At 41.8% G+C, this 14,339-nt stretch carries 14 protein-coding genes; 2 read left to right on the top strand and 12 right to left on the bottom strand.

Translation table 11 applies throughout. The annotated features are described in order from the left end of the window. The first annotated feature begins 69 nt into the window (after window positions 1-69). Window positions 70-618: a chromosome-anchoring protein RacA gene (gene racA, locus NSQ34_RS16845; RefSeq protein WP_176967148.1), complete on the top strand. Its 549-nt coding sequence runs from the start codon at window positions 70-72 to the stop codon at window positions 616-618. Between the two features lie 35 nt (window positions 619-653). On the opposite strand, the gene NSQ34_RS16850 is transcribed toward racA, so the two are convergent. The 10 genes from NSQ34_RS16850 to NSQ34_RS16895 form a co-directional block, all read right to left on the bottom strand. Beyond that, window positions 654-1,610: an AEC family transporter gene (locus NSQ34_RS16850; RefSeq protein WP_024423743.1), complete on the bottom strand. Its 957-nt coding sequence runs from the start codon at window positions 1,608-1,610 to the stop codon at window positions 654-656. Between the two features lie 91 nt (window positions 1,611-1,701). After that, window positions 1,702-3,402: an oxaloacetate-decarboxylating malate dehydrogenase gene (gene malS / locus NSQ34_RS16855; RefSeq protein ID WP_034281228.1), complete on the bottom strand. Its 1,701-nt coding sequence runs from the start codon at window positions 3,400-3,402 to the stop codon at window positions 1,702-1,704. Between the two features lie 278 nt (window positions 3,403-3,680). Continuing rightward, window positions 3,681-4,283: a thymidine kinase gene (locus NSQ34_RS16860; protein WP_024423745.1), complete on the bottom strand. Its 603-nt coding sequence runs from the start codon at window positions 4,281-4,283 to the stop codon at window positions 3,681-3,683. A gap of 87 nt (window positions 4,284-4,370) precedes the next feature. After that, window positions 4,371-4,571, bottom strand: a complete 201-nt coding sequence (gene rpmE / locus NSQ34_RS16865) for a 50S ribosomal protein L31 (RefSeq protein WP_003215407.1) — start codon at window positions 4,569-4,571, stop codon at window positions 4,371-4,373. Window positions 4,572-4,703: 132 nt separating this feature from the next. After that, the gene (gene rho / locus NSQ34_RS16870) at window positions 4,704-5,987 is read right to left on the bottom strand and encodes a transcription termination factor Rho (RefSeq protein ID WP_008354975.1); all 1,284 of its coding nucleotides are present in this window, start codon (window positions 5,985-5,987) and stop codon (window positions 4,704-4,706) included. Window positions 5,988-6,352: 365 nt separating this feature from the next. Next, on the bottom strand, window positions 6,353-7,318 hold the full coding sequence (gene glpX, locus NSQ34_RS16875; protein WP_012011567.1) for a class II fructose-bisphosphatase: 966 nt from the start codon (window positions 7,316-7,318) through the stop codon (window positions 6,353-6,355). Window positions 7,319-7,350: 32 nt separating this feature from the next. Continuing rightward, complete coding sequence (locus NSQ34_RS16880; protein WP_024423746.1) at window positions 7,351-8,640, bottom strand: UDP-N-acetylglucosamine 1-carboxyvinyltransferase; 1,290 nt, start codon at window positions 8,638-8,640, stop codon at window positions 7,351-7,353. A gap of 247 nt (window positions 8,641-8,887) precedes the next feature. Beyond that, entirely contained in the window at window positions 8,888-9,526 is a 639-nt protein-coding gene (gene fsa, locus NSQ34_RS16885) for a fructose-6-phosphate aldolase (protein ID WP_342500969.1), read from the bottom strand. 111 nt (window positions 9,527-9,637) lie between these two features. Continuing rightward, window positions 9,638-10,495 carry a class II fructose-bisphosphate aldolase gene (locus NSQ34_RS16890; RefSeq protein WP_024423748.1) on the bottom strand — a complete coding sequence of 286 codons (858 nt, stop codon included), beginning with the start codon at window positions 10,493-10,495 and terminating at the stop codon, window positions 9,638-9,640. 178 nt (window positions 10,496-10,673) lie between these two features. Beyond that, the gene (locus NSQ34_RS16895; RefSeq protein ID WP_003214681.1) at window positions 10,674-11,048 is read right to left on the bottom strand and encodes a response regulator; all 375 of its coding nucleotides are present in this window, start codon (window positions 11,046-11,048) and stop codon (window positions 10,674-10,676) included. 180 nt (window positions 11,049-11,228) lie between these two features. On the opposite strand from NSQ34_RS16895, the gene NSQ34_RS16900 reads away from it, so the two are divergent. Then, window positions 11,229-11,759, top strand: a complete 531-nt coding sequence (locus tag NSQ34_RS16900; RefSeq protein WP_046312941.1) for a DUF2529 domain-containing protein — start codon at window positions 11,229-11,231, stop codon at window positions 11,757-11,759. A gap of 40 nt (window positions 11,760-11,799) precedes the next feature. Here the strand turns inward: NSQ34_RS16900 and pyrG are convergent, their stop codons facing one another. Together pyrG and rpoE are read right to left on the bottom strand one after the other, a co-directional pair. Beyond that, the gene (gene pyrG / locus NSQ34_RS16905) at window positions 11,800-13,407 is read right to left on the bottom strand and encodes a CTP synthase (glutamine hydrolyzing) (RefSeq protein WP_034281230.1); all 1,608 of its coding nucleotides are present in this window, start codon (window positions 13,405-13,407) and stop codon (window positions 11,800-11,802) included. Between the two features lie 239 nt (window positions 13,408-13,646). Then, window positions 13,647-14,186 (bottom strand): DNA-directed RNA polymerase subunit delta, encoded by a 540-nt coding sequence (gene rpoE / locus NSQ34_RS16910; protein WP_034281231.1) that lies wholly within the window; start codon window positions 14,184-14,186, stop codon window positions 13,647-13,649. Window positions 14,187-14,339 lie beyond the last annotated feature (153 nt).

Raw genomic sequence — 14,339 nt, forward strand, 5'->3', positions numbered from 1 at the left:
TAACGTGAAGGAACAGGTCCTCCTTAAAGAGAATGGTACTTGTAATTGAAAAAAGGGAGGGCATTTGGTTTGAATACAAATGAGGTTGCAAAGGAAATTGGTGTTTCTTCAAAGACGATTCAGCGTTGGGTCAAACAGCTCAACATCCCTGTCGCCCGGAATGAACTTGGACATTATGAATTTCATGAAGACATTGTACAGCTGCTCAAAGAGGTCAAACACCAGATGAGTGAAGGTGTAATCCTCCAAGACATTCAACTGCCAATCCATAAGGAAACCGTCCGTCAATCAGCACCTGCTGCCCAAACTGATGTCTCCATACAACGGATTGAAGCATTAGAAAAACAGGTGAAAGAGCTTATTCAGCAGCTATTACACGTCAATGATGCAGAAGACCGCCTGCAAGAGCTTGAACGGAAATTGGCTAAAAAAGCAGATGAAGGTGTATCGTATCAGCTGCTTCAGCACCGCAGAGAAATTGAAGATTTATCCACTAAATTTGACCGCCTCACCGCAACCTTGAAACAACCATCACAAGTAGAAGAAAAAAAGGAAATCGCACACCCTGACATCAAAAAAAAGCGTGTACTCTTCCCTCTGTTTCATTCATTTCGTTAAGAAAGGCTGCCTCGATAGGCAGCCTTTCTACTATATTATACGGTAAGTGCAATAATGATCGGTAATGTGATGAGTGACATGATGGCACTGATCACAAATGCGGATGCAGTTTCCGCCTCTTGTTTTTCAAATCGTGTTGCGATCATCGCTGCAACAGCTGAACCTGGGAAGGCAACAAGCAATACAGCTTTTGTAATTTCATCAGCCGAAAGACCCATAAGAACGGCAATAAAATACATAAGTAATGGTTGTACAGCTACTTTTAGCAATGCAATACTGAAGGCTGGCAAGCTTAATTTAATTTTTCGGATACCAACAGTGACACCGACTGCAAATAGCGCAACCCCTGATGTAACGCTGCCAATTTCCTCTAACATTTCATGTCCGATTGCAGGAAGTTTAAATCCTAAAAGAACAAGAATGATACTGGCTAACGGCGCAAGTGCAAGCGGCTCTGATAAACCGTGCAAAATTGCTTTTGTCGTCATTTTCAGGAAACTTTCGCCTTCTTTGGCTTTTCCTTTTGTTTTTTCACCGACAGTTGACACAATAATAGCAATTGGATCAAGCAATGCATTTACAACTATTCCGGTAATCGCAATCGGAATTGCGACTTCTTGAGCCCCAAATAAACTGCCCAAGACCGGAATCCCCATAAATGCAAAGGTCGGTTGTGCTGAGTTTAATGAGAAAACAGAAGAATCTGTTAAATCATATTTAAAAGCAAATTTTGTAACTAAAAGGATAATGATATAAAAACCAACGATTCCGAAAATCAATGCAACGAAAAATGGAATTTGACTATAGAATTTATCTTTTGGTGTTGACAGAATACTGGCGATAAAGTGCGCTGGTAAAGCATACTTTGTAACAAGTGTACTTACACCTTTTGCAGATTTAGCGTCATAGCTGCCGAAGTTCCCTGCGAACCAACCCAGCGCGATAACGAAAAAAATCGGTGCTAGGAGGATCAAAATATTTAAAAAGTCCACCTTACTCTTCCTCCTTAAATCCTTTACGTGTTTCTTTTTTTATTGCGGCATTGCTTAAATTACCCGAAGCAATGCCGCGTTACACATTTTATTATGCTCTTACAATTTTTTTATATTCAGGAATCCACATTGCGTCTTTCACAGCTTGTTCGATGTTATCAGGTGTTCTTCTAGCGACACCATCTTTAATTGCTGCTTTCGCTACTTCAACAGCCACATGAATTGACACTTCTTGCAATTTATCAATACTTGGAAGAAGACCAGCACCTGGTTTCTCATGATCAACCATTTCAGCAATTGCATTCGCAGAAGCAACGAACATGCCTTTTGTGATGATTTTTGATTCTGTTACGATTGAACCAAGACCAAGTCCAGGGAAAACGAACGCATTGTTTGATTGTCCGATTTCATGTTCAATTCCGTTATACTCAACGTTTTCGAACGGGCTTCCTGTTGCAACAAGCGCACGGCCGTCAGTCCATTTGAATAGATCCTCTGGCACAGCTTCAGCAAGCGGTGTTGGGTTAGACATCGGCATGATCACTGGACGCTCTGTATGAGCCGCCATTTCTTTAATGATTTCTTCAGTGAATGCGCCGCCTTGACCTGATGTACCGATAAGGATCGTCGGCTTCACCCTGCGAACAGTTTCAGCAAATGAGATTTGTCCTTTTTCATCGCGTGCCCAGCCTTCTACTTCATCAGAAGTACGAAGGTATGGTTTTTGGAAATCAAGCACTTCATCTTCAAATTGATCTGTTAGCAATCCTCTGTAGTCTAATGTCCAGAATGCATTGTTTGCTTCTTCTTCTGTTAGACCTTCAAGAACCATTGTGTCACGCATTTGATCTGCAATTCCGATACCAGCTGATCCAGCTCCGAAGATGACAACACGGTGATCTTTCAATTCAGTACCAGTTTTCTTGACAGCTGCAAGAACACCCGCTAAAGTAATGGCACCAGTACCTTGAATATCATCGTTGAACGTTAAGATGTTATCGTTGTATTTTTTCATGATGTTACGCGCATTTTTGTTTCCAAGGTCTTCCCAGTGAAGCAATGCTTTCGGGAAGAATTTAAGTGCTGCTTTCACATAAGCATCAATGAATTCTTCGTATTTTTCACCTTGTACACGTTTGTGATGGTTCCCGATGTATAATGGATCATTCAATAATTTTTCATTGTTTGTTCCAACATCTAATACAACTGGAATCACGCGGCTAGGATCAATACCTGCTGCAGCCGTGTAAACAGCTAATTTACCGATTGCGATATTGATACCACCAACACCCCAGTCACCAATTCCAAGAATACTCTCAGAGTCAGTTGCAACGATGAGGTCAATATCTCCAGCAGTTGCGTGCAAGTTTTCAAATGCTTTCTCGATTCCGTCAATATCGTCGATTGAAAGATAGACACCATGAGGTCTTCTGTATTCATGGCTGTATTCTTGAATCGCTTCACCAACAGTTGGTGTGTACACAACTGGAAGCATTTCACGAAGCTTTTCTGTTAGAAGCTTGTAGAACAATACTTCGTTACGGTTTTGCAAATCACTTAAGTATACGTTTTGACGAAGACGATCCGGCTGAGCTAGAAACTGCTTGTACGCTCTTTCTGCTTGCTGTTCTAAAGTTAGAACCGTTGGAGGTAGTAAGCCTTCTAGTCCAAGCTCTTGTCTTTCTTCTTCAGAGAAAGCAACGCCTTTGTTCAACGTTGGAATCGATAATACATCTTTACCTGTCAAAGTGGTTTCGAGGTACCCTTCTTTTGTTTTCTTCACGTTGTTCATCAAAAACTACCCTCTTTCTAAAATATAAATAAAGTGAACTATTAATCCAAAGAACGATTAAGGAGAAAAATCCTTAATCAAAAAAATTATGACAAGAAATCGAACTTTTCGTTTAAATGCTTTACACTACAGTTAGTCATTTTATGCCTGCTTATGACAAAACGCAAGCGTTGAAAATTAGATAATTTAATCGTAGTGTTATTTAATTTATTTAAGTACAAATGATGGGTGTTCAGCCAAAATCTCGAAAAACGAAACACAGCGGCATTTGCTATTTTTTATTTGTCAAGTGTTGTACCAACATCAAGTCTTGGTACTTCATGGTGATGTCTGCATCGTGCTTCGTATGATTCCTGCGCACCTACTAAAATAATAGGATCATCATAGGATGCGGGTTTACCGTCGATCAAGCGTTGTGTTCTACTCGCTGGGGAGCCGCATACCGAACAAACTGCTTGAAGTTTTGTTACAAGCTCTGCACATGCCATTAAATGCGGAACAACACCAAATGGCTCTCCTCTGAAGTCTTGATCCAGGCCTGCAACAATGACTCGGTAGCCTTGGTCAGCCAATTGAGTGACAATGTCAATGATTGTCTCATCAAAAAATTGCACCTCATCAATGCCAATGACATCGGTTCTTTCTGATATGTGCGTTATTATGTCTTTTGGTGAGGCTACTGCAATCCCATCTAATGATGAACCGTTATGTGACACAACTGAGCTTGTACTATATCGGTTATCAATTGCTGGTTTGAATATTTTTACTTCTTGTTTGGCAAAGGTGGCCCTTTTGGCTCTCCGAATCAATTCTTCCGACTTTCCAGAAAACATACTGCCGCAGATGACTTCAAGCCAACCGCTTTGTTTCATCACATACATAAGGTCTTCTCCCCCGTTTTAAAGTTCCATCAATCCACGTAAAAAAACAGGCAAGAACGGATTCCTGCCTGTTTATTGTATCTATTATTACTTAAGACCGTATTTTTTGTTAAAGCGGTCAACACGTCCATCAGCAGAAGCGAATTTTTGACGGCCTGTATAGAAAGGATGGCACTCAGAGCAAATCTCGATGCGTACCTCTTCTTTTACTGATCCAGTTTCAAACTCATTTCCACAAGCGCATTTGACTGTAGCTTTTTTGTAGTTAGGATGAATTCCTGTTTTCATCTACTGTCATCTCCTTCCGCCCTGAATCCAATTCGGAAACAGAGTTAATATCTCAGAAATAAATTCTGAAACGCACATGATAAAATTATAACAGTGTGAGTCTATGATTGCAAATGTATTTTTTCAGGGAAGCTATCTTCTTGATGCAGACATATTGGCTTGTTTCCATTCTTGCGTTAAAATATCGAAAAATTCTTGGTTTGTCTTTGTTTTTCTCATTTTGCGCATGAACTTCTCAGCGAAGTCAGGTGTATCTGACATCGATTTTCTCATCGCCCATAAACGATCAAGATGCTCTTTTGGCACAAGCAGTTCTTCTTTTCTCGTACCAGAACGGCGAATGTCGATCGCAGGGAAAATTCTTCTTTCGGCCAAAGAACGGTCCAAATGAAGCTCCATGTTCCCAGTTCCTTTAAACTCTTCATAAATCACGTCATCCATACGTGATCCTGTATCAACAAGTGCAGTGGCTAAAATCGTCAAGCTTCCGCCTTCTTCAATGTTACGCGCAGCACCAAAGAATCGTTTTGGACGATGGAAAGCCGCAGGATCAATACCGCCTGAAAGCGTTCGGCCGCTTGGCGGAATCACAAGGTTGTATGCACGAGCAAGCCTTGTGATGCTGTCCATTAAGATGATGACATCTTTCTTATGTTCAACAAGACGCATAGCACGCTCTAAGACAAGCTCTGCTACTTTAATGTGGTTTTCCGGTACTTCGTCAAAGGTTGAACTAACAACATCCCCTGCAACAGAACGTTCGATATCTGTTACTTCTTCTGGGCGTTCGTCAATCAAAAGGACAATCAGCTCTGCCTCTGGGTGATTTTCAGAAATGCTGTTGGCAATTTCTTTAAGCAAAATGGTTTTTCCAGCCTTAGGCGGTGCAACGATTAAACCACGCTGTCCAAATCCAACTGGCGCCATCATGTCCATAATTCTAGTAGACAGGTGATTAGGCTGTGTTTCAAGAATCATTTGGCGGTCAGGAAATAGCGGTGTGAGTGCAGGAAAGTGAACACGTTCCTTTGCTGATTCTGGGTCGTCCCCATTTACCGCTTCTACATGAAGGAGGCCATAGTAGCGTTCATTTTCTTTTGGAGGTCGTACCTTTCCAGACACTTTATCTCCATTTCGTAAATCAAAGCGTCTGATTTGTGAAGCTGAAATATAAATGTCTTCAGAACTTGGGGAGTAGTTAATCGGTCTTAAGAAACCAAATCCCTCAGACTGAATAATTTCAAGAACCCCTTCCATAAATAAGAGATCCTCTTGCTCAGCGTTCGCCTTTAAGATGGCAAAAATTAATTCCTTTTTTGTTAGTTTGCTGTAATAAGAGATTTTGTATCGCTTTGCTAACTCATACAGCTCTTTTAATTTCATATTTTCCAAAGATGAAATCGAAACATCTTTCAATATGGACACCACACTTTTCTAGTCAATGTATTTCTTTACAAATGCATGACCATTGTATTTGATTAGCTTTTAATTCCGTTGTTGTTGGAATGACCTCGCTCTGATGGTAACGCTCCCACTCGTTTTATCGTGAAAGATAGGAACAATGTGAAATAGAGCTTTGTCAACATAGAGAAGGATAATGAGTATATCGTCATGATGCGGCAGTATTTAAACTTGTTGAAGCTTAAAAGAAGTAAATTCGCAGAAAATTTCGCAGCACTCTTTAGTTTTACCTCATTTGCAGAGAATATTCAACTTTTAAAAGAAAATGATATACATTTGACACCTATATGAAAAGCGGGTAATGAATACCCGCTTTCAGATTACGGACGAATGACAAGATTCGGTTTTTTCTTTAAGCTGTGTCTGCCGTCTACGAAACGAACCGTACCTGATTTCGCACGCATGACAACACTATGTGTTGTTCCAACAGAGCCTTTGAATTGAACACCTTTAAGTAATTCGCCGTCCGTTACACCTGTCGCTGCAAAAATGGCGTCATCTCCTTTTACGAGATCTTCCATTCTGAGGACTTTCCCAACATCCAGCCCCATTTTCTCACAGCGTCTGAGTTCTTCTTCACTTTGAGGAAGAAGCTTACCATGAATTTCGCCACCAAGTGCCTTTAACGCAACAGCAGAAAGGACACCCTCAGGCGCTCCGCCTGAACCAAATAGAATATCAACACCTGTGTGATCAAATGCTGTATTAATGGCTCCTGCAACGTCACCATCGTCGATCAGTTTAATTCTTGCTCCTGCTTCTCTCAGTTCAGCAATAATTTTCTCATGTCGATCTCTGTTTAAAATCGTTGCAACCACATCTTCAATATCTTTGTTTTTTGCTTTTGCAACAGCGCGAAGATTATCAATGACAGGCGCTTCAATGTCGATGCAGCCTACCGCTTCTGGACCTACTGCGATCTTATCCATGTACATATCAGGTGCATTCAGCAGATTGCCATGATCTGCAACTGCAATGACAGCTAAGGCATTCCAGCCGCCGCTTGCCACAATGTTTGTTCCTTCTAATGGATCAACAGCGACATCCACGCGAGGTCCATATCCGTTCCCAAGCTTTTCCCCAATATAAAGCATTGGTGCTTCGTCCATTTCTCCTTCGCCAATGACCACTGTCCCCTTCATCGGAATGGTGTCAAATACATCACGCATTGCACTTGTTGCAGCATCATCCGCTTCGTCTTTTAATCCTCTTCCCATCCAACGGGCAGATTTTAATGCTGCTGCTTCTGTCACCCGTACTAGTTCCATCGATAAACTTCTTTCCATTTTTGTCCAAATCTCCTCTCACAGTCAAAGCCTTATGAATTTTGAAGTTCTTCTATTTCTTGGTCATTCAGCTTTTCACGCCAGATGGTTGCACCCAAGCCTTCAAGCTTCTTCTCAAGCAAACTATATCCTCTGTCTATATGTTCAAGCCCTGTGATTTCGGTCACACCGTCTGCCATTAACCCTGCGACAACAAGACAAGCGCCTGCACGCAGATCACTTGCTTTGACCTTTGCTCCTTGGAGCTGCGTTTGTCCGGTAATAATAGCAGATCTTCCTTCGACCTTCATGTTTGCACCCATTCGGCGCAATTCGTCAATGTGCTTAAAGCGTGCTGAGTAGATCGTATCTGTGACCACACTCGTGCCTTTCGCTTTTGTTAACAGCGCCGTCATCGGCTGCTGAAGGTCAGTCGGAAAGCCCGGATACACAAGGGTTTTGATATCGACAGGCTTGAGTCCTTCGTTTCTGCCAACGATCAGCATCTGATCGTTGCTCGTTTCAATGGTGAACCCCATTTCTCTAAGTTTCGCCGTAATTGATTCTAAATGAGTTGGGATCACATTATCAAGTACAACTTCATCCCCCATCGCTGCACCAGCTATTAAAAATGTTCCTGCTTCGATGCGGTCAGGGATGATTGAATGCTTACAGCCATGAAGAGATTCTACACCTTCGATTCGAATGACATCGGTACCCGCACCTTTGATTTTGGCCCCCATGCTTGCAAGCAGTGTCGCTACATCAATAATTTCGGGTTCCTTTGCAGCATTTTCAATCACGGTTTTTCCTTCAGCCAGTACGGCTGCCAGCATGATGTTGATCGTCGCACCTACACTGACAACATCAAGATAAATCCGGGCTCCGACTAATTTTTCAGCACGCAAATAAATTGCACCCTGCTCGTTTGTCACCTCGGCTCCAAGTGCTTCAAAGCCTTTGATATGCTGATCGATCGGCCTAGGCCCTAAGTGGCATCCTCCTGGCAGTCCGATGACAGCCTGCTTAAATCTGCCCAGCATGGCGCCCATTAAATAATAGGATGCACGCAGTTTCTTCACTTTTCCATTAGGAAGCGGCATACTAATCATGGAAACAGGATTAACAACCATTTCACCTTTTTCAAAAGTGACCTTTCCGCCAATTTCTTCTAACAGATCCCGTAATGTGTCGATATCTGATATATGCGGAAGGCCTTCAATGGTTACTGGAGAATCAGCGAGAATCGTGGCAGGAATCAGTGCCACAGCACTATTTTTCGCACCACTAATATGTACGGTCCCGCGCAAGGGATCACCGCCGGCAATGTTTAACTTTTCCATATTTGTCTCCCTTCTTAAAGAAGATCACTGTTGGAGTTATACTGTTTGTGGATGTCGCGCTTTAAAAGGTCTTGTCCAAAATTTAGCCAATATCAAGAGAAAGAATACAGGTTAAACGAAATTTGTCGGAAGAAAAATAATCGAAGCTTTGCGAGGCTGTGATGTTCTCTTCTTTGCACAAAACATTTCTTAGCGTTTATAAGGAAAACTGCGGCAAACGAGAGACAATCCCGCCTGCCACAATCACTTATTTATTCCAGTCTGCTAAAAATTGCTCAATGCCTGCATCCGTTAATGGGTGTTTCGTCAGCTGCTTGATGACTTTCAGCGGCATTGTGCCGATATGAGCACCTCTAAGCGCAGCTTCTGTCACATGCTGCGGATGACGAATGGATGCAGCAATGATTTGTGTATCTAATCCATGAACATCAAAAATAGTTTTCACTTCGCTGATGAGATCAAGACCATTTTGGCCAATGTCATCTAAGCGGCCAAGGAATGGAGAGACATACGTCGCACCAGCTCTAGCTGCAAGAAGTGCCTGATTTGCACTAAAAATCAATGTGACGTTTGTTTTAATTCCAAGGTCTGTTAATGCTTTGACAGCTTTAAGGCCATCTGTAGTCATTGGAATTTTGACTGTGATACTCGGTGCGATGGCAGCAAGCTCTTTTCCTTCTTCAATCATTTCCTCTGCTTTTAGGGAAATCACTTCTGCACTGACAGAACCTGATACCACGTCAGTGATTTCGCGAAGGCGGTCGTGGAATGATACGTCCTTTTCTTTCGCTACTAAACTAGGGTTTGTTGTGACGCCTGCTAAAATGCCAAGCTCGTGCGCCTCTTTGATGTCCTCAATATTCGCTGTATCTACGAAAAATAACATAACTGTGCCACTCTCCTATCAATAAATTGTCTGAAATGTAAATTTGATTGCGCTTTCTCAAGATATGGAGAAAACCGCCTGTGACTCAGGCGGCTTTCGGTTCTCATCAAATTATGCTTGGTTAGAAGAACCAAATTCGCGCATTTTGCCGATAACAGTCGCTTTAATTGCGTCACGAGCTGGTCCAAGATATTTACGTGGATCATACTCTTCTGTTTTTGCAGCAAGTGTTTCGCGTACTGCTTTCGCAGAAGCAATTTGGTTTTCAGTGTTGACATTGATTTTTGCTGTACCAAGTGAAATTGCACGCTTGATGTCAGCAGTTGGGATACCTGTTCCGCCGTGAAGAACAAGTGGAAGACCAGTTGTTTTACCAATCTCTTCCATTTCAGCGAAACCAAGGTTTGGTTCACCTTTGTACGGACCATGTACTGAACCTAATGCAGGTGCAAGGCAGTCAATACCAGTGCGTTCTACAAGCTCTTGGCACTCTTTTGGATCAGCATAAATAACGCCTTCAGCGATGACGTCATCTTCTTGCCCACCAACAGTTCCAAGTTCAGCTTCTACAGACACACCATGGAAATGTGCAAGTTCAACGACTTTCGCAGTTGTTTCCACATTCTCATCGAATGGGTGGTGAGAAGCATCGATCATGACAGAAGTAAATCCTGCATGAATCGCTTTTGCACAAGATTCAAAGCTTGAACCGTGATCTAAATGAATCGCAACAGGAACTGTTACATTATATTCTTCGATTAACGCTTTAACCATTGCGACAACTGTTTTGAAGCCGCCCATGTAGCGTCCTGCTCCTTCAGATACTCCTAAGATAACAGGAGATTTCTCTTCTTCAGCAGCTTGTAAAATCGCTTGCGTGAATTCTAAGTTATTTAAGTTAAACTGTCCAACAGCGTAACCTTTTTCCTTTGCGTCTTTCAACATTTCTGTCATTGAAACTAAAGGCATGATGAAAAATCCTCCCTATGTAGCTAATTTGCTTGCTAAAAAAAGCTCTCCACCCTAGCATGACCAGAATTTCTCGCCATATGTAAACTTTCAAAGTCAGATCGCTTTCTTCTTCCTTTCTAGGATACCAATTATTCGACAAATCGGCAACAGAATGACTCGATTCAATCATTTCCATCTAGCCATTTGTTTCAAGCGGCAGGTATTCTTTGACAGCATCTCGGATTTCATCAATATCAAAAGGTTTAGCGAAGTGCGTCAATGCACCGAGTTCTTTGGATTCTTGGATCATATCTAACTCGCCATAGGCTGTCATAATGATGACACGGATGTCTTCATCAATTAATTTCATCCGTTTTAAAATTTCGATACCATCCATTCCGGGGATTTTCATATCAAGCAGGACAAGGTTCGGTCTATGGTTTTTCACAATATCTAATGCCTGTAGTCCATTGGCAGCTTGGAAGGTTTGATAGCCTTCTTTATGAAACACTTCATTCAATAATATTCTAATACCGTACTGATCATCGACAATTAAAATTTTCTCATTCATCTGTTACACCCCATTGCTTTCATTTTTCGCCATAAAAAGAGCTGTTGTTAAATAATTCTGTTTGATTTTCACATTTCCTTTAATTATAATAGTTTACTTTACGACATTTTCTGAGCATTTTTCCTAATATTCTCTTTATATTCTATTATAAAATGATCTGACCGAAGGAGGAAATGAGTCTTGTTAAAAATTTTTACGACCCAGTTATCAGGTATTTTTTCACGTATTGGAGAAAAACAGGCTGAAGCGATTGAGGACGGTGCACGCCTTCTTGCACAGGCTGTTGTCAGTGGACATGCCGTTTATTTTCACGGAAAGAATGAACTGGCTGCTGTCGCCCTAGAGGCATCTGAAAGCAAGGAGCCGTTTCCAGGTGCGAAGGTGCTGCCGCTCGATCAAAAGGAGCGCAGCTTACTTCATCCAAGTGACAGGGTGCTGCTATTTTATTCAGACCCAGAAGATCAAGAAATTCAATCTCTTGCAAAAGAACTGCACGAACAAGGTACGCCCGTTGTTGGTGTAGGGCCGGCACAAAAGGAGCCGTCTACGATTGAAGAGCATTGTGATGTCCACATTGATTTCCAGCTCAAGAAACCTCTTGTGCCCGCTGAAGATGGGACAAGGTTTGGTTATCCTGCTTTAATGACCTGCTTATACGTCTACCACGCTCTATCGTTTACTGTGAAGGAAATCGTCGAGGAATATGAATAAAAAAACTGCCGAGAAGTGATATTCCCGGCAGTTTTTTGTTTTATTTTGATTCAGATGCTTGAAGTGAAGCACCAACGAAATCTCTAAATAATGGCTGTGGTCTTGTCGGTCTTGAAACGAATTCTGGGTGGAACTGAGAAGCAAGGAACCAAGGGTGATCCTTCAGCTCGATAATTTCAACAAGACGTCCATCTGGGCTTGTACCAGAGAAGACAAAGCCTGCTGCTTCCATTTGCTGTCTGTATTCGTTATTAAACTCGTAGCGATGGCGGTGGCGTTCGTAGACCACTTCGTCATTGTATGCAGCAAATGCTTTTGAGTCTTCATTTAATTTACAAGGGTATAGACCGAGACGAAGTGTTCCGCCTAGATCATCTACATCCTTCTGTTCTGGAAGAAGGTCAATGATTGGGAATGCTGTTTCAGGGTCAATTTCCGCTGAATGAGCTCCCTCAAGGCCTAATACGTTTCTCGCGTATTCGATAGATGCCACTTGCATTCCTAAGCAGATTCCGAAGAATGGCACTTTGTTTTCACGGGCATATTGTGTAGCAATGATTTTCCCTTCTACTCCGCGGTCTCCGAAGCCTCCAGGAACAATAATGCCGTCCACATCTTGTACGAAATCAGCGATATTCTCTGCTGTCACTTCTTCTGCATTGATCCATTTAATTTGAACATCTGCATCAAACGCATAACCAGCATGACGAAGTGATTCAACGACAGAAATATAAGCATCTTGCAGCTCAACATACTTCCCTACAAGACCAATTGTGACTTGTTTCGAAAGGTTTTGCACTTTATCAACAAGCGCTGTCCACTCCGTCATGTCCGCATCTTGGCAGTCAAGTTTCATATGTTCACATACTAGCTTGTCCAGCCCTTGTTTTTGTAAATCAAGCGGAATGGAGTATAGCGTGTCTGCATCCTGACATTCGATAACAGCTTTTGTATCAATATCACAAAATAGCGCAATTTTGTCCTTCATATCTTGTGCCAATGGCATTTCCGTTCTGACCACAATGACATTTGGCTGAATACCAAGACTGCGAAGTTCTTTCACACTATGCTGTGTTGGTTTTGTTTTCAATTCACCTGCTGCACGGATGTAAGGAACAAGGGTACAATGAATGTACATCACGTTTTCACGGCCGATGTCACTCTTCATTTGACGAATGGCTTCAAGGAATGGAAGGGATTCGATATCTCCTACTGTTCCGCCGATTTCTGTAATGACCACATCTGCACCCGTTTCTTTTCCGGCACGGTACACACGGTCTTTGATTTCATTTGTAATGTGGGGAATGACCTGTACTGTTCCACCTAAGTAGTCACCGCGGCGCTCTTTCTTCAGAACAGTAGAGTAGATTTTACCAGTTGTGACGTTGCTGTACTTATTTAAGTTAATATCAATGAAACGCTCGTAGTGACCTAAGTCAAGGTCTGTTTCAGCACCATCATCTGTGACAAAAACTTCACCGTGCTGGTATGGACTCATTGTCCCTGGGTCTACGTTGATGTATGGATCGAATTTTTGAATGGTGACATCCATCCCTCTATTTTTCAGAAGGCGGCCTAACGATGCAGCCGTGATTCCTTTTCCAAGTGAGGAAACAACTCCTCCTGTTACAAAAATATACTTTGTCATTTCGTATGCTCCTCTCTTTTTTACCCTTGCATGTCTAGACATGCACAGCTTCATCCTTTTTAGAGTGTATCCCTAAATCTCTTGAAAAATAAGAAAGCTCCCTTTCAAATAAATGAAAGGGAGCGTAAATGAACGTATCTTTACGTACTCTTTTTTAGAGAGCCCAAAATACATACTACATAGTTCGCTCTCGAAAGTCAAGACGGTTTTGTCCTGTTTTGAAGACCGGTTTGAGAGGGTTATTTGTCTTCCTCATCATCGTCTAAATCGTCTTCATCAATCTCCGTTAAGCCGTCATCATCTTCATCGTCATCTTCGTCGAAATCTTCAAGATCTTCTTCAATTTCTTCATCATCGTCTAGGTCGAGATCATCGTCGTCTTCAACAAGGTCAAGGTCTTCTTCAAGCTCGTCGATTTCTTCTTCCTCTTCGATCTCATCGAAGTCGTCTTCAACGACAGCTGCTTTTGATTTTTTCTTTTTCGCTTTTGTTTTCACAGCTGGCTGAACTTCTTCTTCGATTTGATCAACTGGATACCAGCTGCGAAGTCCCCATCTCTGATCACCTAACGAAATAAAGCGGCCATCTATATTTAAGTCTGTATAAAATTGAGCAAGTCGATCATCAAGATCGGATTTTTGTATTCCTTGCAAACGGATAATTTCATCTATTAACTCGGAAAACGTAATTGGTGTTTTGCTGTCTCTGAAAATTTCATAAGCAAGTTCAACTAAAGACATTTGTTTGAGCTGTTCCTGTGAGTATTCTTTCAAACTCAAGGTCAGACACTCCCTTTCTATTACATGTATGTATCCATTTATCAGTGAAATAATAAGTATTTATACCTTATTCTTACGACAAACCATACCTCTCATTATAAACAAATTAGGGGAGTTTATGCCACCTTTATTGATGTTAATTTTTGATTTTTC

The organism is Bacillus sp. FSL P2-0069 (assembly GCF_038593315.1).
Classification (GTDB): Bacteria; Bacillota; Bacilli; order Bacillales; family Bacillaceae; genus Bacillus; species Bacillus safensis.